Origin of the sequence: Amycolatopsis sp. NPDC021455, assembly GCF_040640995.1 — a bacterium.
Classification (GTDB): domain Bacteria; phylum Actinomycetota; class Actinomycetes; order Mycobacteriales; family Pseudonocardiaceae; genus Amycolatopsis.
Window position 1 is genome coordinate 1 of the sequence record NZ_JBFACT010000091.1, and the last position, 16,151, is coordinate 16,151.

Sequence of the window (16,151 nt, forward strand, 5' to 3'; positions counted from 1 at the left end):
GTCCGACGCACCGAACGCCACATTGGGGCGCTTGGGGCCGGGTCAGGGGTGGAGCTCGGCCGAGAGGCGGAGGGCGTCCGCGGCGATCCTGTCGAGCAGGGCCTTGTCCTTGTGCTTGCCGTAGAAGTCGGCCAGCACGATCGTCGTGTTCGTGCCGTCCACCTTCGAGGCGTACGCCGCGTTGGCGCTGCTCACGCTCGGGACGCCGGTACCGGCGAAGGTCTTGTCCTTCACCAGGTCGGTGACGTTGCCGGTCTGGTCCTGCTCGGTCAGCGTCTTGAGCGCCTTCGCCTTGGCCGAGTCCGGCATGCCCACCAGCACCACGGAGACGAGGGCCTTCTGGCCGCCCGTCTCCGTCGTGTACAGCGCGCGGACCAGGGACTGGCAGGGGTTGTCCTGGAAGAAGTCCTTGGTCTTGCCGTAGGACTTCGCGACGCAGTCGTCGGACTTGTCCGGCCCGGCGACCTGGGTGAACTGGAACTGCCCGGTGTTCTGGGCCGGCGGCTGCGCGACCGGCGTCTCCGGCGTCGAGTCGTGCCGGATCAGGAACCACAGCAGCCCGGAGACGACGGCGATCGCGACCAGCCCGGCGCCCCTGAGCAGCAGGGACCGGGTGTCGCGGGCCGGCGGCCCCGGCACGGGCGGGCGGGGCCGCGGGGGCACCGCGCCCAGCGGGGCCGTGTCGGACGGGCCTGGGGTGAAATGCGCACCAACCACGGGGCCATACGGTAGTTCACCCGCCTCCGGCGGTTCACTCGAACGCGCGTAAGACGCGTTCGACGTCGTCAGCGGTGTTGTAGAGGTGGAAGCCGACACGCAGGCGGCCGGCTCGCACACTGGAGACGATCCCCGCCGCCTCGGCCCGTCCGGGATCGGCTTCGAGCGAGACGATCGCCGTGCCGCGCGGCGGCAGCCCGAGCTTCTCCAGCAGCGCGTCGGCGAGGCCGATGTTGTGCGCCGCGACCTGCGCGAGGTCGAGGCCGCCGAGGTACTCCAGGGCCACGGCCGCGCCCACCTGGGCCAGCCACACGGGCGAGAGGTCGAACGCGCGGGCGTCGGCGGCGAGCCGCAGCGGGAGGCCGTAGACGGTGGCCCAGGGGTCCTCGCCGGCGTACCAGTTGGCCGCGACGGCCCGGGTGCGCTCCCGCGCGTCCGGCCGGACCGCGAGCCAGGCGCTGCCGCGCGGCGACAGCAGCCACTTGTAGCCCGCCGCGACGACCCAGTCCGCCCAGGCGACGTCCAGGGGCAGCCAGCCGGCCGCCTGCGAGGCGTCGAGCAGCACCGCCGCCCCGGCGGCCTCGGCCGCGGCCCGCAGCGCGGGCAGGTCGGCGATCCGGCCGTCGGCGGACTGGACGACGCTCACGGCGACGGCGTCGTGGCCGTCCACCCGCGAAGGCAGCAGGTCGAGGGGCACCTCGGTGACCGTGACACCGGGGTTCGCGGCGAAGGGGAAGGTCACGCTGGTGAAGTCCCCTTCGGCGGCGAGCACCCGGGTGCCGGCGGGCAGCGCGGCGGCCACGTTGGCGACCAGCTGCGAAGCCGACGCGCCCATCGCGACGTCCGCGGGGTCGACGCCGAGCAGGCGGGCGAACCCGGCCCGCGCCCGCGCGACCCACGGGTCGAACTCCGCGGGCCGGATCGCGCCGGTCCGCCAGCGTTCGACCGATTCGGCCACGGCGTCGGCGACCGGCGCGGGCGGGATGCCCACGCTGGGCGTGTTGAGGTATCCGGACGGGACGGCGAAGTCGGTTCCGAAGGCACGCATGCCCCGACCAAAGCAGATCCGGCCGGTCCGGTTCACCCGGTTTTCGGCAGCAGCGCCGCGACGTCGGCAGGCGAGCAGCAGGTCGCGGCACTCACGCCTCCGGCCGAACAGCCCCCGCCGACCTCGCTCACCCGGTTTTCGGCAGCAGCGCGGCGACGTCGGCAGGCGAGCGGCAGGTCGCGGCACTCACGCCTCCGGCCGAACAGCCCCCGCCGGTCCGGTTCACCCGGTTTTCGGCAGCAGCGCGGCGACGTCGTCATAGCCGGGCGCGCTCAGCGGCAGGTCACGGCCGTCGCGCACGGCGAGCGCGGTTTCGGCGGCGGCCGCGAGCGCCATCCGGTAGGGCAGCGACCCCAGGCTGACCCGCGCGACCCCCAGCTCCGCCTGCCCGGCCAGCGTCACCCGGCCGGGCAGGAACAGCACGTTGAGCGGCACCCCGGCGACGACGATCCGCTCGACGTCCGCGGGTTCGGCGAGGCCGGGCACGAAGACGCCGTCCGCGCCCGCCGCCGCGTATGCCCGCACGCGCGTCTCGGCTTCGGAGATCGAACGGCCGCCCGCCCAGTGCGTGTCCGTCCGGGCGTTGACGAACAGCCCCGGCACGCGCTCCTTCACCGCCGTGACCAGCGCGCACTGGACGTCGACCGGGGCGAGCGAGCCGTCGGCCCGGCCGTCTTCGAGGTTGACGCCGACGGCGCCCGCGCCGGCCAGCTCCGCCGCGAGGCCGGCGACCGCGGCCGGGTCCGCGCTGAAGCCGTCGGCGATGTCGACGCTGACGAGCACGTCCAGCCGGGCCAGGCGGGCGGCCAGTGCGACGGTCGCGTCCCGCGTCGACGGCGCGCCGTCCGGTTCCCCGGTCGCCGCGGACACACCGAGGCTGGTCGTGCCGAGGGCCCGGAAGCCCTGCGCGGCGAGGAAGGCGCCAACCCCGAACTCCCACGCGTTCGGCAGCAGCAACGGAGTCCCGGGGACGTGAAGGGCACGGAATTCGTCCATGCCCCCGAACCTAGGCCCGCGACGCTTCGGCGGGCGCCGAAGCGAACGGCTCGAGGATCCCGGGCACGGCCGCCGCCGCGAACGCGAGTCCCTCGGCGGCGTCGGCGTCGCGGATCGAGTAGGCGCCGGCGCCCGCCGCGGTCGTCGCGGTGAAGGTCGCGAGCCCGCGGCGGCGCTGGAAGACCGACTGCTTCACCGTCCAGCCGAGGACCCCGTCGCGCGCCAGCACGGCCGTGCTCCGCCGGACCGAGCCCGCCCGCACCACCAGGTAGCGTCCGCGCGTGCCGTGCCCGAGCCCGCGGTAGGCGTCCCGGGCCAGCAGGACCGCCACCGGCAGCGCGACGGCGGCGAGCACCGCGCCCACCACGAGCAGGACGCCGGTGAGCAGCGCGCCGAGCACGAGCAGGACGAGAACCGGGGCGAGCGCCGTCAGCAGGGCCCAGCGCAGCCGCCGTCCCCGCGCGGCCGGCGGGTGCGGCACCAGCCGGACGTCGTCCAGGGACTCCCCCACGACCCGGGCCGCCACGTCGGCCGCCACCGCGCGCGGGGCGACCGGCAGCAGCGTCTTGGCCTCGGTCTCGTCGTCGTCCTGCTTCACGCCGGTGGCGATGGCGTCCACGCGCGCGGCGCCGGCGAGCCGGGCGCCGAGCGGCTCGACGAGATCGACCCCGCGCAGCCGCCGTTCCTCGAGGGTGACCGACCGGGTCGTCAGCAGGCCCCGGCGGACGCGCAGGGTGCCGCCGGGCTCGCGGTCGAGCCGGTGGTGCCACCACATCTCGGCGAACAGGCCGACCGAGCCGGCCACGCCGGCGACGAGCGCGAGCGCCAGCAGGAGCACGATGCTCACGGCGAGCGGCAGCTCGCCGAAGAGGTTCAGCAGCCACTTCAGCAGGCCGCCCCCGGCGCCGAACCAGTCGGCGACCTTGAACAGCCCGCCAAACGCCGCGAAGCCGAGCGTCGGCGCGACGAACGACAGTGGTGCGTAACGGATCCAGCGCGGATCGAATGTCGCAAGTGGACCGTCCTGGGCCGCGGGGCTCCGGTGCAGCAGTTCGGCGCGCAGGGCTTCGGCGTCCACTCTGGCCAGCGGGGCGAGCGTGAGCCTTTCGTGCTGCCCCGTGCCGATGGTCAGCACCGCGACGCCGAACGCGCGGTGCAGCGGGTTGGCCGTCAGGTCGGCGCTGCGGATCCGTTCGCGGGGCAGGGATTTGCGCGTGTGCGCGACGAAGGCGAACTCGATCTCGAGCCGCTCGGCCGTGCACCGGAAGCGGGTGTGGCGCCAGCGGACGTAGTCGGCCAGCACGCCGGCGCCGACGAAGACCACCGCCGCCGGGACGAGCCACGGCGACCGGGTCCCGATGGCGACCGGCGTGCCCGCCGACACGGCGATTCCGGCCGCCAGGACCGCGGTGACGCCGAGGGTGCGCCGGTCGAGCCGGCGCCAGCCGGTCACGTCGCATCTCCGGGCGTGGCGTCCGTACGCTCGGTCAGCTGCTCCGCGACGTCGGCCGCGATGTCGGCGTCGAGGCCGCGGAGCTTCACCGCGCCACGCGCCGACGCCGTCGTGACCGTGACGGTGGCGAGCCCGAAGCGTTGCTGCAGCGGCCCGCGCAGCGTGTCGACGGTCTGGACGCGCGAAAGCGGCACCACCCGCCACTCCTGCCACAGGAAGCCCGAGCGCGCGTAGACCGCGGTGTCGGTGACCTCCCAGCGGTGCAGGCCGAACCACCACCGCGGCAGGACCGCGCACCAGGCCACGCCGAGCAGCGCGACCACCGCGGCCGGGCCGAGCAGCCAGCCCGCGGCCGGCGGGATCAGCAGGCCGAGGACGGCGAGCACCAGCGCGACGGGCCCGAAGACGAGGGCGCCTTGGGCCCGCCACCACGTGATCGCGCGGCGGTCGAGTGCGTTTCGCGGCGGCCTCAGCCGCACTGTCCCGGTCTGCACCGGATACCCCCCGAGGTTGTTTTACAATGCGGTCGCATCGTAACGGCGGAGCCCGCGTTTTCGCAATGCGATCGCATGACAACGGGAGCGAACGTGCCGAAACAGGTGGACCACGACCAGCGCCGCGTGCAGATCGCCGAGGCGTTGCAGCGGCTGACGACGCGGGCCGGGCTGGAAGGCGTCAGCCTGCGCCAGGTCGCCGCCGAAGCGGGGATGTCCATGGGATCGGTGCAGCACTACTTCAAGACGAAGGACGAAATGCTGCGGTACGCCCTCGAACACCGCCACAAGCTCCGCAGCGAGCGGATCACGGCGAAGGTCCTGGCCGAGGGACCGCCGACACCGCGGTCGATCCTGCGCGCGTGCCTGGTCGAGATCCTGCCGCGCGATCCCGACAGTGAAGCCGACTTCCTCATCGGCGTCGCGTACTTCATCCGCGCGGTGGCCGACCCGGCGATGGCGAAGGCCTTCGGCGAAGGCATGCCGGAGCTCCTGGCGTTCTTCGCCGACCAGGTGCGCCAGGCCCAGGAGGCGGGTGACGTCCCCGCCTGGGCCGACCCGGAGACCGAGGCGTCGCTGCTGTGGGCCATCGCGGACTCCCAGGGCTCGGAAATCCTGATGGGCCACCGGACCCCGGCCGAAGCGGTTTCCACAGTGGACTACTACCTGGACCGGTTGTTCAGCGGCTGACCCCGTGTCGTCCCCCGGATCACGCGTGTCGTCCCCCGGATCACGCGTGTCGGCTCGCCGATCACGCGCGTCGGCCCGCCGGGCGGGCGCGAAGGGTCGACACGCGTGATCAGGAGGTCGACACACGTGATTGGCGGGTCGACACGACATCAGCCTCCTCCGCCGGAACTCGCCGCGATCGTTGCCGCGCGGGCCGATCGGATTTCGCTCAACACCTTGCGCAGGGCCGGGACGGCGGCGCCCGCCGCGTCGTCCAGCTCGGCGAGACGAACCTTGTACCGGCGGCGTTCGGCACGCGAGAACACCGTGCCCAGCTCGGCCGCCGCGGCGAGGGACGTCAGGGCCGCGATGTCCGGCGGCACCGGCGAACCGGTCCGCAGCGCCGAGAGCACCTGGTCGCGGAGCGCGGCCGCCGTCGCCGCCTCCCGGACCACCGGACGGCGGCGCGGGAAGAGCCCCAGCACGCGGGACGTCCGGAGCTCGATCGTGCCCGCCGCGTCGAGCTGCGCCTCCAGGGAGTGCAGCGTCGCGCGGGCGCCGCGGCGCACCCAGCCGCGCCACTTCCGGTGCGGGTCGGCGGTCAACTCGGCGAGCAGGTCGTCGAGGACCAGGTGGCCGGTGCCGCCGGCGCCCGTGACGGCCGGGCGGCCGTCGTCGTCGGTCACCAGGCCGCGCAGCACCAGGTCCGTCAGCGCCGCCGCGCGGACCAGCAGGGCCACGCGCTCCCGGCCCGGCAGCCGGTCGCGCCGGGTGTCGCACGCCAGCAGGTATGCGCGGGCGGGCAGGGACAGCTCGTTCATCTCGCTCCTCCACTGTCACGTCAGGACAGTCCACCGGTTCGGCGGCGCGGGCGAAACCGGTGGAGGAGGGTGGTCGCGGCGACGAAAGTTGCGCGTCTCCCCGCGGGGCGCAACTTTGGTTGCGCATCCGGAGCGACGCCGCGCGCGAGCCATTACCGTGACCGCGTGACCACCCGGCGGCCGATGTGGCCGAGCCGCGCCGACGGCTTCTGGTTGTTCCTGGCGGCGTTCGTGTTCGCGGGGCTGAACGTCCTGCTCTACGCGCTGGGCGACGTCACGACCGGCCCGCTCGGCCCGGCGGCCGGGCTGGTGCTGCAGGTGCTCTGCGACTTCTCGCTGGTCCTGCTGTTCCGGTTCCCGCGGCCGGTCGCGTGGTCCGTCGTCGCGGTGGCGGGCGCCATGCTGGCGTCCGATCTGTTCGCGCCCGGGCTCCTCGTGCCGGTCCACCCGCTCGCCCTCACGACGGTGCCGGCCATCACCCCGGTCGTGCTGTCCCAGCTGGCCCGGGTGCTGGACCGGCGGACCGTGCTGTGGGTGGGCGGGATCCTCACGCTGATCGCCGCGCGGCCCTGGATCCCGAGCTGGAGCACCACGCCGTTCGCGGTGCTCAGCACCACGCTGCCGGTGCTGCTCGGGCTGTACGGCGAAGCGCGCAAACAGCTGCTGCGGTCGCTGCGGGACCGGGCGGAACGCGCCGAGCGGGAGCAGCACCTGCTCGCCGAGCAGGCCCGCGCGGAGGAACGGCGGCGGCTCGCGGGCGAGATGCACGACGTCGTCACCCACCGGCTCAGCCTGATGGTTCTGCACGCCGGCGCGCTCGGCGTGACGTCGGCCGAGGAGGCGGTGCGGACGGCGGCCGAGGACATCCGCCGCGAAGGCGCGCTGGCGCTCGACGAGCTGCGCGACCTGGTCGGCGTCCTGCGCAACGGCGCCGAACCCGGCCCGCGGACGCTGAGCCCGGCCGAACCCGGCGACCCGGCGCGGCTGGTCGAGGACTCGCGGTCGGTCGGCGTCCCGACGGAGCTGGCGGTGGACGGCGACCCGGCGCAGGTGTCGCCGACCGTCGCGCGCACCGCGTACCGGCTGGTCCAGGAGGCGCTGACGAACGTGCGCAAGCACGCGCCGGGCGCGTCGGTGACGGTCTCGCTGCGCTACCACCGCGGTGGTCTGGACGTCTCGGTGGACAACACGGCGGCGGCGCGCCCGCCCGACCCGGCGCTGGCGGGCAGCGGTTCCGGGGCCGGCCTGGCGGGGCTGCGCCAGCGCGTCGAGCTGGTCGGCGGGCGGTTCACCGCGGGTCCGGCGCCCGGCGGCGGGTTCCGGGTCGGTGCGATACTGCCCCCCTACGTCCCGACGGCGGAAGGCACGCGCTGTGATCCCGGTGCTCGTGGTCGATGACGAGCCGATGGTCTGCGCGCACCTGCGCACGATCCTGGGCTCGGCGGCCGACATCGAGGTCGTCGCCCAGGCGGCCGACGGCGCCGAAGCCGTCGAGGCGGTCGTCCGCCACCGGCCGCGCGTGGTGCTGATGGACCTGCGGATGCCGGGCGTCGACGGGCTCACGGCGATCGCGCGGATCACGGCGATGCCGGACCCGCCGGCGGTGGTGGCCCTGACGACGTTCGACGCGGACACGTACGTGATCCGGGCGTTGCGCGCGGGCGCGGCGGGGTTTCTGGTGAAGTCGACGCCCCCGGAGGACCTGATCGGCCTGGTCCGCGTGGCGGCGGACGGCCACACGGTGCTGTCGCCGTCGGCGGCCCGCCGCCTGGTGGCGCTGTCGGCGGACGGCCGCGAGCGCGGCGACGAGGCCCGGCGGCGGATCTCGGCTCTCACCGAGCGGGAGCGGGACGTGCTGGCGTGCCTGGGCGAGGGACTGTCCAATGCGGACATAGCCGCGCGGCTGCACCTCGCCGAAGCGACGGTGAAGAGCTATGTGTCGCGGATGCTCGTGAAGCTGGAGTGCGCGAACCGGACGCAGGCGGGGTTGCTGGCCCACGAAGCGGGTTTGGCCGCCCGTCAGTGAAAAAGTAGCGGAGCGGCGTGCCACAACGCCCAGCCGTTGAGCAGGAACCACCCGCCGATCCACAGCGGCGACGGCAATTTGGTCTGCTTGGCCAGCAGGGCGGCGTCGTCCGTGTGGCCGCTGAACCCGTCCCGGCGGCGGTTCGAGACGAGGACCTGCACGCCGCTGAGCTCACTGGTCAGCAGCAGCCAGGCTTCGGCGTAAGCGACGCCGGTGCGCAGCCAGCCCGGGGCGTAGCGCAGTGCTGCGTACACGATCGCCCCCACCGCGACGATCATGATCAGGGTGCGCAGGTCCCGGGCGAACAGCAGGAGGAACACCATCGCGACGAGGGTCAGCACGAGCACGGCCTGGACGTGCCCGCGGTGCAGCAGGGCAGCCGCGCCCAGACCGGCCAGCGGCGGCATCGCGTAGCCGGCGGCGGTGACCAGGACACCGGCGAAGCCCACAGTGCCGCGCGACGAGGTGCCACCACCTTCGGCGTCGTCGATCTTGACGCGGAGGACACTCCCACCCAGCAGCAAAACCACCAGCGCGTGACCGCCTTCGTGGAACAGGGTGCCCAGGACATTGGCGTTGCGCAGCAGGCTCTTCCGGCCGGAGGGCGGCGTCGTGAACGACGTCAGCGACACCGCGAAGGCGAACAACGCGGTGAGGGCAACGACTCCCCAGCCCGGCGCGGGCGCGGTCTCGTTGAGCACCGCGACAGTCTCGCCGCGGGCGGCTCCGCTGAATCCGTAGCGCGACGGATTGTCCAGGAGCTGTCCAGCGCGCTACGCGGACGCGGGCGTGTGCTCCGCGTCGTAGGCGTCGCGGGCCTCCTGGACCGAGCCCATGTGCCGCCGGGCCCAGCGGTCCAGCATGTCCAGCGGCTCCGACAGGCTGCGGCCCAGCGCCGTCAGCTCGTACTCCACCTTCGGCGGGATCGTCGGGTATGCCGTGCGGGTCAGGATGCCGTCGCGGACCAGGCTGCGCAGCGTCTGCGTCAGGACCTTCTGGGAGATGCCGTCGACCCGGCGGCCGATCTCGGTGAACCGCAGCGGGCCGTCGGTCAGGGCGCCGACGATCAGCACCGTCCACTGGTCGCCGATGCGGTCGAGCAGCTGGCGGGTCGGGCAGTTGCGGTCGTACGGGTCGGGTCCCACGGCGTCCCTCCTCGCTTTCCCGGAGAGAGTAACCGCTTCAGGACGCCGTGGCGAGCCCGGCCACCACCCGCCCGATGAAGCGGCCGAGGAACCAGCGGTAGAACCAGCCGGTGCCCGGGATCTTCGCCCGGAACGTCGAGTGCCAGTGGATTTCGGTGCCGCCGCCGGACGGCGAAAGGTCGACGTAGGCGACGTAGTCCCGCAGCGGCAGGCCGCGCTCCAGCGCGTAACCGAACCGGCGGCCGGGCTCGAGCGCGACGATCTTCTCGTACGAACGGAAGCCGCCGGTCTTGAACAGCCGGACCGCCCCCAGGCCTTCCGGCTCGTCCTTCCCTTCGCCGACCAGCTCGAACGACCCCAGCGGCGACCACGTGGGCCAGCTCGCCCCATCCCGAAGCAGCGCATACACGGCGTCAGCCGAAGCGGACGTCCGCGCGTGAACCGAAACCCGTTGTACCATCTGGTACGTGTACCATCTGGTACATGATCGAGACAAGCCCGCGCGCCAAACTCCTGGAAGCGGCGATCGACCGCATCGCCCACCACGGCGGCGCGGGCAAGAGCCTGCGCGCGCTGGCCGCGGACCTCGGCACCAGCCACCGCATGCTGATCTACCACTTCGGCTCGAAGGAAGGCCTGCTCACGGCGGTCGCGCGCGAGGTCGAGGCACGGCAGCGCGCGGCATTGGCGGGCCTCGACCCGGCGGACGCGGGCCGCGAGTTCTGGCGGCGGCTCACCGACGAAAGCCTGCGCGCCAACGAGAAGCTCTTCTTCCAGCTCTACGGCCAGGCACTCGGCGGCACCCCGGGCACCACGGAGTTCCTCGACGGCGTGATCGGCGACTGGCTCGGTCCGGTCGAAGCGCTGCTGGCGGGCCTCGGCATCCCCGAAGCCGACCGGCCGGCCCACGCCCGGCTGGGGCTCGCCGTGGCCCGCGGGCTGCTGCTCGACCTCGTCACGACCGGCGATCGCGACGCCGTCGACGCCGCCATGGAGAGGTTCCTGGCCTTCTACGAAAAACCGTGATCCCCTGTCCCGATGCGACTGGTACTGGGGTTCTTGGCCGCTGCACTCACGACATCGCCGCTCACGCCCGCGGCTGCCGCGGCCCCACCGGAGAGCCGCCCGAGCTACGCCTACGACCAGGCGATCCGGCAAACGGCGTGGGTGGAGACCGGCACCGACAACGACCGCGACGGCCGGATCGACCGCGTCGCCGCGGACATCATCCGGCCGGACGCGCGGGTGCGCGTCCCGGCGATCCTCGACGTCAGCCCGTACTACGCGTGCTGCGGCCGCGGCAACGAAGCGCAGAAGAAGACTTACGCCCCCGACGGCACGCCGGAGCAGTTCCCGCTGTTCTACGACAACTACTTCGTGCCGCGCGGCTACGCCGTGGTGCTCGCCGACGTCGGCGGGACGAACCGGTCGTCGGGCTGCTTCGACGACGTCGGCTCCGGCAACGCGGTCGTGAACTGGCTGGGCGGCCGGGCGAAGGCGTTCGACGCGCCCGAAGGCGGCCACGCGGTGACGGCGGACTGGGCCACCGGCGACGTCGGCGCGATCGGCAAGTCCCAGGACGGCGCCACCGCGATCGGCATGGCCGCCTCGGGCATCGCCGGGCTGAAGACGATCGTGCCGATCGAAGGCGTCGCCGACAACTACGCGCAGGCCATCGGCAACGGCGCTCCCTTCGCGACGCCGGAGAACACGGGATCGTCCTTCACGTACAACGAGCGCGCGGCCGAGCTGTGCAAGCCGTTCGAGGCGGATCTCAAGGCGCGCGCCGGCACGAACGGCGACTACAACACCTACTGGCGGAGCGTGAACTACGTCCCGCGCGCCGGGCAGGCGAGCGTCCTGGCGGCGCAGGGCTTCGGGGACTGGGTCGTGGCGCCGAACCAGTTCGCCCGCTACTGGGACGCGCTCGGCCGGGCCGGCGTCCCGCGCCAGGCGTGGCTGAGCCAGGCCGGGCACACCGACCCCTTCGACCTGCAGCGGGCGCGGTGGGTCGAGACGCTGCACCGCTGGTTCGACCGCTGGCTGCTCGGGCTGCGCAACGGCGTCGAGCGCGAGCCCGCCGTGCACCTCGAAACCACGCCGGACCACTGGACCGACCTCCGGAGCTGGCCGCCCGCGACGGTCCCGGCGACTCTCCGGCCGTCGAGCGACGGCACGCTGGGCCTGCACGGGTCGGGCTCGGTGAACGTCGTCGACGATCCCGCCGTCACCCGCGAGCAGTGGGCGGCCGGGACGTCGGCCGCGCGGTTCACCGGCGCTCCCCTGCCGGCGCCGGTGCGGCTGGCCGGGTCGCCGTCGGTGACCATCACGGCGTCGTCGGACAAGCCCGCCGCCCGGCTCGGCGTCGCGCTCGTCGACTACGGGCCGGCCGAGGAGCGCGACACCGCGGAGTACGGCAGCGGGATCAAGAACCTGACCACCCGGTCGTGCTGGGGTTCGAGCACCGGCGCCGACAGCGCGTGTTTCCTCGACACCGCCGCCGACGTGGTTTCCGTCGACCACCGGATCATCGCCGCCGGCTGGGCCGACCTCGGGCACCACGCGTCGCTGTGGCACGGCGAGCCGCTCGTCCCCGGGCGGGCGTACACGATGACGTTTTCGCTCACCGCGCTCGACCACGTCGTCCCGGCCGGGCACCGGCTCGGGCTGCTCCTCGGCGGTACCGACGGGCTGCTGTTCGACCCCGCGCTGCCGCCGCTGGGCGACACGCTGACGTTCGACCTCGCGCGGACGTCGGTCAGCGTCGGCCTTACAAAGCCCGAACACTAGGCGGACGCGCTTCGAACACCGCCCGGCCAGAGTTCTCCCCGTACCCCGAACGGATACGAGGAGAGAAGATGCGAGGAACCACCTGGACGCGGCTGGCGCTGGCGGGCTGCGGGAGCGCGGTCGGCCTGCTGGTGGCGGCGCCGCTGGCGTCGGCCCAGACGGCGCCGGTGGCGCCGATCACGCTCAGCCCCGAGGAGTCGCAGCAGGTCTGCTCGGACTGGGTGCCGAAGCTGCAGAAGCGGGCCGCCAACCTGGAGAAGCGGATCAACGGCGGTCCCGAGGTCAAGGGCTCGGTCGCCAACCTGAAGGCGCGGGCGGCCGACCAGCGGGCCGCCGGGCACACCGCCCGCGCCGACCAGCTCGACCAGCGCGCCACCAAGCGGCAGGGCCGCATCGGCGAGCTGGACGCGGCCAAGCAGAAGCTGGACGCCTTCGCGTCCGCGCACTGCAAGCCGGCCAAGTGAGGGGCGCGAGGGTCGCGGCGGCGGTCGGGGCCGCCGCGCTCGTCGCGCTCGGCTGTTCGGCGTGCCGCGACAACCTGATGGGTTCGCCTTCGGACAGCGCGCCGTCCTCGGTGTCGCCGTCGGCCGAGCTGAGCGGGATCGAGTCGACACTCAACGGCATCGAATCCGACATGAACAGCGATGGCTCGCCCTGACCGGCTAGCGTCTCCCCTCTGAACACGGCGGAGACGGGAGCAGGCATGGGGTCACCGGGACGCGGCCTCGTCCTCGTGGTCGAGGACGAGGCCGCGATCGCCGAGCTGGCGGCGCTCTACCTCAAGCGCGACGGCTTCGGCGTGCACGTCGAGGCCGACGGCGGCCGGGCCCTCGAAGCGGTCCGGCGGCTCAAGCCGGTGGCGATCGTGCTCGACATCGGACTGTCCGGAATGGACGGTATCGAGATCTGCAAGGCGCTGCGCGCGGCCGGGGACTGGACGCCGGTGCTGTTCGTCACCGCCCGCGACGACGAGCTCGACCGCCTGCTGGGCCTGGAGATCGGCGCGGACGACTACCTCACCAAGCCGTTCAGCCCGCGCGAGCTGGCGGCCCGGGTCCGGACGGTGCTGCGCCGCGCGTCGGGGGCGGCGCCGGCCGCATCGGTGCTGACTGTCGGTGGGGCGCGGGTGGATCTCACCAGCCGCCGCGCGTGGGCGGGCGACGTCGAGATCGCGCTGACGTCGACCGAGTTCGACCTGCTGGCGCACCTGCTCCGGCACCCGGGGCAGGTGCTTTCGCGCGACCAGCTGCTCAGCGCCGTCTGGGGGTACGCCGCGGCGGCGGGGACGCGCACGGTGGACGTCCACGTGGCTCAGCTGCGGGCGAAACTCGGGGCGTCGAGTCCGATCCGGACGGTGCGGGGCATCGGCTACGCGGCGGATCCGGCATGAGAGGCACCTTGGCCGGCCGCATCACGCTGGTGTGCCTGGCCGTCGCGGGCGTGGCGGTGATCGTCGCCGGGCTCGTCGGGGCCCGGCTGATCCGGACCACGGCGGACAACGCGCTGCAGTCGTCGCTGGCCGCGCAGGCCGACGTCGTCGCGTCGCAGCTGGACGAAACGGGCATCGGGAACCGGCTGGGCGTCGGCAAGGTGGCCGACGTCGTGCGGGGGCAGGGCATCTCGGTGGTCGTCCGGCGCGCGGGCGGGCAGGCCCTCGGGGACGCCGTCGCCGTCCAGGCCGCGATGAAGGCCGGGCTCACGGCCGACCATTCGGAGCGCGTCACGGTGGCGGGCGCGCAGTACCTGGTCGAGACGCGGGTGGTGGGCACGCGCGGGGCGGCGTTCGCGCTGGTCCTGCCCACGCGGAACGCGCAAGCGACGCAACGGGCCCTGGTGCGCAACATCCTCCTGGCGCTCGGCATCGGGCTGCTGGTGGCGGCCGTGGCCGGGTTCGTCTCGGGACGGCTGCTGGGCCGTCCGCTGCGCCGGGCCGCCCTTGCCGCCGGCTCGCTGCGGGCGGGGCGTCGCGACGTGCGGGTGCCGGTGCAGGGGCCGCGGGAGGTGGCTGAGGTGGCCGGGTCGCTGAACTCGCTGGCCGACGCGCTGGCCGTCAGCGAGGCGCGGCAGCGGGAGTTCCTGCTGTCGGTGTCGCACGAGCTGCGGACGCCGCTGACGGCGGTGACGGGCTTCGCCGAGGCGATCGCGGACGGCGTCGCCTCCGGTGACGACGCCGTGCGCGCGGGTCAGACGATCCAGCGCGAGGCCGGGCGGCTTTCGCGTTTGGTCGAGGACCTGCTGGAGCTGGCGCGCCTCGGCGCCGACGAGTTCCGGCTGGACCTGGCTTCGCTGGACTTGGCCGCCTTGGTCCGCGACTGCGCGGAGGTCTGGCAGCTGCGGTGCTTGCGCGAGGACGTTTCCCTCTCCACGTCGGTGCCTTCGTCTCCGGTTTTCGTGATGGCGGACGCGCGTCGTTTGCGTCAGGTGGTCGACGGGCTGGCCGAGAACGCGCTGCGCGTCACACCTTCGGGTGCACCGATGGTGTTCGCGCTCTCTTCCGACGGGGCCTCGGCTTCGCTCTCGGTCCGCGACGGCGGCCCGGGCCTGGCCCCGGAGGACTACCCGGTGGCATTCGAGCGCGGGGTCCTGAACGCGCGCTACCGCGACCGCCGTCCGGTCGGCTCCGGCATCGGCCTGGCCCTGGTCCACGGCCTGGTCACCCGCATGGGCGGCACGTTGACCGCCGGCCCGGCCCCCGAAGGCGGCGCCGCCTTCACGATCACGTTCCCCTTGGCCACGTCGACGGCCACAGTCCCGCTCCCCCGCCCCTGACCGTGTCGACCCTCCCATCACGAGTGATGACCCTCTGATCACGCGAGATGACCGCCGGATCACGTGAGCCGACCCTCAGGTACGCGAGCCGACCGTCCGGGCGCGAGTCGCCGGCCGGGACTCGCGTGCTGGAAGCCGCACCTCGCGTGATCAGAGGGTCATCACGTGTGATGGGAGGGTCGGCTCACGTGATTGGAGGGTCGACACGGGTGGGTCGTTAGGGTCGGGGGTATGGAGATGCTGCACCTTCGGTACTTTGTCGCGGTTGCCGAGGAACTGAACTTCTCCGCCGCCGCGCGGAAGCTGCACATGGCCGCGTCGCCGCTCAGCCAGCGGATCAAGGACCTCGAGCACGAGCTGGGGCAGCAGCTCTTCGACCGGAGCACCCACCACGTCACGCTCACCGACGCCGGGGCCGCGTTGCTGCCGCTCGCGCGGGACGTTCTCGAGCAGGTCAGCGCCATCCCGTGGAAGCTGGCCGAGGCGACGCGGCCGCAGCGCAGCACCGTCTTCCTCGGCATGCCCGCCGGCGTGCACCCCGATCTGCGGGAACGCGTCAACGCCCTCGCCGAACGGGTGAAGCACACCTACGAGCTCAAGCGCTGGCCCGGGACCACCGCCGACCTCGTGCAGGGCGTCCACGACGGCAAGCTCGCGCTCACCCTCGCCCGGCTGCCGGTCACCGATCCCGCGCTGGAACAGCTGCCCGTGATGACCGAACGGCTCGGCGCCGTCGTCCCCGCCGACCGGTTCGCCGGGCGGGACTCCGTCTCCCTCGCCGAGCTGGCCGAATTCCCGTACGTGGCCTCACCAGGGGAAATCACCCCCGCCTATTTCGACCAGCTCGACCACCAGTTGAACGAACTGGGCGTCAAGAAACGCATCCGGCTGAGCAACACAGGTTACGGCGGGACGTCGGAAATCATCTCCAGCGGCGAAGCCTTTTCCATTTCCATGCTCGACGCCAAGAGCCCGATGCACGGCTACCGGCTCGACAACGTCATCGTGCTGCCCTTCAGCGACTTCCGGCCCCAGCTGGACACCGGTCTGCTCTGGCGGCGCGACCGCACCGACGGCGACCTGCGCGAACTCGTCGACGCCGCGAAAGAGATCTTCGCGGAGCCACTCGACAGCTGAAACAATGGTATGACCACCAGAGTCATACCATTGTTCGCATCATGATCATTCCCTTTCGCGCCACCCGCGCCTACGTTCGTGAGTAG

The 16,151-nt window shown here is 73.3% G+C and carries 19 protein-coding genes; 10 read left to right on the forward strand and 9 right to left on the reverse strand.

The window, feature by feature from the left end; translation table 11 throughout:
* Positions 1-42 precede the first annotated feature (42 nt).
* From AB0G28_RS44895 to AB0G28_RS44915, 5 genes are all read right to left on the reverse strand, one after another.
* Complete coding sequence (locus AB0G28_RS44895; RefSeq protein ID WP_361104275.1) at positions 43-639, reverse strand: hypothetical protein; 597 nt, start codon at positions 637-639, stop codon at positions 43-45.
* A gap of 112 nt (positions 640-751) precedes the next feature.
* Positions 752-1,765, reverse strand: a complete 1,014-nt coding sequence (locus AB0G28_RS44900; protein WP_361104195.1) for an aminotransferase class V-fold PLP-dependent enzyme — start codon at positions 1,763-1,765, stop codon at positions 752-754.
* A gap of 222 nt (positions 1,766-1,987) precedes the next feature.
* Positions 1,988-2,761 carry an isocitrate lyase/phosphoenolpyruvate mutase family protein gene (locus AB0G28_RS44905; protein WP_361104197.1) on the reverse strand — a complete coding sequence of 258 codons (774 nt, stop codon included), beginning with the start codon at positions 2,759-2,761 and terminating at the stop codon, positions 1,988-1,990.
* A 10-nt stretch (positions 2,762-2,771) separates the two neighbouring features.
* Positions 2,772-4,214 (reverse strand): PH domain-containing protein, encoded by a 1,443-nt coding sequence (locus AB0G28_RS44910; protein ID WP_361104200.1) that lies wholly within the window; start codon positions 4,212-4,214, stop codon positions 2,772-2,774.
* Entirely contained in the window at positions 4,211-4,708 is a 498-nt protein-coding gene (locus AB0G28_RS44915) for a PH domain-containing protein (protein ID WP_361104203.1), read from the reverse strand. Before AB0G28_RS44915 ends, AB0G28_RS44910 begins: the two co-directional genes overlap by 4 nt.
* A 93-nt stretch (positions 4,709-4,801) precedes the next feature.
* On the opposite strand from AB0G28_RS44915, the gene AB0G28_RS44920 reads away from it, so the two are divergent.
* Positions 4,802-5,398 carry a TetR/AcrR family transcriptional regulator gene (locus AB0G28_RS44920; protein WP_361104205.1) on the forward strand — a complete coding sequence of 199 codons (597 nt, stop codon included), beginning with the start codon at positions 4,802-4,804 and terminating at the stop codon, positions 5,396-5,398.
* A 149-nt stretch (positions 5,399-5,547) separates the two neighbouring features.
* Here AB0G28_RS44920 and AB0G28_RS44925 read toward each other — a convergent pair whose 3' ends face one another.
* Positions 5,548-6,198, reverse strand: coding sequence for a GPP34 family phosphoprotein (locus AB0G28_RS44925; protein WP_361104208.1), 651 nt, complete (start codon positions 6,196-6,198; stop codon positions 5,548-5,550).
* 183 nt (positions 6,199-6,381) lie between these two features.
* Between AB0G28_RS44925 and AB0G28_RS44930 the strand changes: the two genes are divergently transcribed.
* Positions 6,382-7,596, forward strand: a complete 1,215-nt coding sequence (locus tag AB0G28_RS44930) for a histidine kinase (RefSeq protein WP_361104278.1) — start codon at positions 6,382-6,384, stop codon at positions 7,594-7,596.
* The gene (locus tag AB0G28_RS44935) at positions 7,571-8,224 is read left to right on the forward strand and encodes a response regulator transcription factor (RefSeq protein WP_361104211.1); all 654 of its coding nucleotides are present in this window, start codon (positions 7,571-7,573) and stop codon (positions 8,222-8,224) included. The genes AB0G28_RS44930 and AB0G28_RS44935 overlap by 26 nt, the downstream gene beginning before the upstream one ends.
* Here AB0G28_RS44935 and AB0G28_RS44940 read toward each other — a convergent pair.
* The 3 genes from AB0G28_RS44940 to AB0G28_RS44950 all read right to left on the reverse strand — a co-directional run bounded on the left by AB0G28_RS44940 (position 8,218) and on the right by AB0G28_RS44950 (position 9,829).
* The gene (locus AB0G28_RS44940) at positions 8,218-8,925 is read right to left on the reverse strand and encodes a M50 family metallopeptidase (protein WP_361104213.1); all 708 of its coding nucleotides are present in this window, start codon (positions 8,923-8,925) and stop codon (positions 8,218-8,220) included. The two genes, AB0G28_RS44935 and AB0G28_RS44940, sit on opposite strands and share 7 nt — an antisense overlap.
* 72 nt (positions 8,926-8,997) lie before the next feature.
* Positions 8,998-9,369, reverse strand: a complete 372-nt coding sequence (locus AB0G28_RS44945) for a helix-turn-helix domain-containing protein (protein ID WP_361104216.1) — start codon at positions 9,367-9,369, stop codon at positions 8,998-9,000.
* A gap of 37 nt (positions 9,370-9,406) precedes the next feature.
* Complete coding sequence (locus AB0G28_RS44950) at positions 9,407-9,829, reverse strand: SRPBCC family protein (protein WP_361104219.1); 423 nt, start codon at positions 9,827-9,829, stop codon at positions 9,407-9,409.
* Positions 9,830-9,852: 23 nt separating this feature from the next.
* Between AB0G28_RS44950 and AB0G28_RS44955 the strand changes: the two genes are divergently transcribed.
* The 7 genes from AB0G28_RS44955 to AB0G28_RS44985 all read left to right on the forward strand — a co-directional run bounded on the left by AB0G28_RS44955 (position 9,853) and on the right by AB0G28_RS44985 (position 16,065).
* Entirely contained in the window at positions 9,853-10,395 is a 543-nt protein-coding gene (locus tag AB0G28_RS44955; RefSeq protein ID WP_361104222.1) for a TetR/AcrR family transcriptional regulator, read from the forward strand.
* 12 nt (positions 10,396-10,407) lie between these two features.
* Entirely contained in the window at positions 10,408-12,159 is a 1,752-nt protein-coding gene (locus tag AB0G28_RS44960) for a CocE/NonD family hydrolase (protein ID WP_361104225.1), read from the forward strand.
* A gap of 68 nt (positions 12,160-12,227) precedes the next feature.
* Positions 12,228-12,623 (forward strand): hypothetical protein, encoded by a 396-nt coding sequence (locus AB0G28_RS44965; RefSeq protein WP_361104228.1) that lies wholly within the window; start codon positions 12,228-12,230, stop codon positions 12,621-12,623.
* Positions 12,620-12,817, forward strand: a complete 198-nt coding sequence (locus AB0G28_RS44970) for a hypothetical protein (protein WP_361104231.1) — start codon at positions 12,620-12,622, stop codon at positions 12,815-12,817. The genes AB0G28_RS44965 and AB0G28_RS44970 overlap by 4 nt, the downstream gene beginning before the upstream one ends.
* Positions 12,818-12,862: 45 nt before the next feature.
* Positions 12,863-13,549 carry a response regulator transcription factor gene (locus tag AB0G28_RS44975; RefSeq protein WP_361104233.1) on the forward strand — a complete coding sequence of 229 codons (687 nt, stop codon included), beginning with the start codon at positions 12,863-12,865 and terminating at the stop codon, positions 13,547-13,549.
* A complete protein-coding gene (locus AB0G28_RS44980) occupies positions 13,546-14,928 on the forward strand; it encodes a HAMP domain-containing sensor histidine kinase (protein ID WP_361104236.1) in 1,383 nt (460 codons plus the stop codon). Before AB0G28_RS44975 ends, AB0G28_RS44980 begins: the two co-directional genes overlap by 4 nt.
* Before the next feature lie 231 nt (positions 14,929-15,159).
* The gene (locus tag AB0G28_RS44985) at positions 15,160-16,065 is read left to right on the forward strand and encodes a LysR family transcriptional regulator (RefSeq protein ID WP_361104239.1); all 906 of its coding nucleotides are present in this window, start codon (positions 15,160-15,162) and stop codon (positions 16,063-16,065) included.
* Positions 16,066-16,151 lie beyond the last annotated feature (86 nt).

Excerpts from the sequence above, each read along its gene's own strand:
- AB0G28_RS44900 (WP_361104195.1), bottom strand. The coding sequence starts at position 1,765 with ATGCGTGCCTTCGGAACCGACTTCGCCGTCCCGTCCGGATACCTCAAC.
- AB0G28_RS44905 (WP_361104197.1), bottom strand. The coding sequence starts at position 2,761 with ATGGACGAATTCCGTGCCCTTCACGTCCCCGGGACTCCGTTGCTGCTG.
- AB0G28_RS44925 (WP_361104208.1), bottom strand. The coding sequence starts at position 6,198 with ATGAACGAGCTGTCCCTGCCCGCCCGCGCATACCTGCTGGCGTGCGAC.
- AB0G28_RS44930 (WP_361104278.1), top strand. The coding sequence starts at position 6,382 with ATGTGGCCGAGCCGCGCCGACGGCTTCTGGTTGTTCCTGGCGGCGTTC.
- AB0G28_RS44950 (WP_361104219.1), bottom strand. The coding sequence starts at position 9,829 with ATGGTACAACGGGTTTCGGTTCACGCGCGGACGTCCGCTTCGGCTGAC.
- AB0G28_RS44955 (WP_361104222.1), top strand. The coding sequence starts at position 9,853 with ATGATCGAGACAAGCCCGCGCGCCAAACTCCTGGAAGCGGCGATCGAC.
- AB0G28_RS44960 (WP_361104225.1), top strand. The coding sequence starts at position 10,408 with ATGCGACTGGTACTGGGGTTCTTGGCCGCTGCACTCACGACATCGCCG.
- AB0G28_RS44965 (WP_361104228.1), top strand. The coding sequence starts at position 12,228 with ATGCGAGGAACCACCTGGACGCGGCTGGCGCTGGCGGGCTGCGGGAGC.
- AB0G28_RS44975 (WP_361104233.1), top strand. The coding sequence starts at position 12,863 with ATGGGGTCACCGGGACGCGGCCTCGTCCTCGTGGTCGAGGACGAGGCC.
- AB0G28_RS44980 (WP_361104236.1), top strand. The coding sequence starts at position 13,546 with ATGAGAGGCACCTTGGCCGGCCGCATCACGCTGGTGTGCCTGGCCGTC.
- AB0G28_RS44985 (WP_361104239.1), top strand. The coding sequence starts at position 15,160 with ATGGAGATGCTGCACCTTCGGTACTTTGTCGCGGTTGCCGAGGAACTG.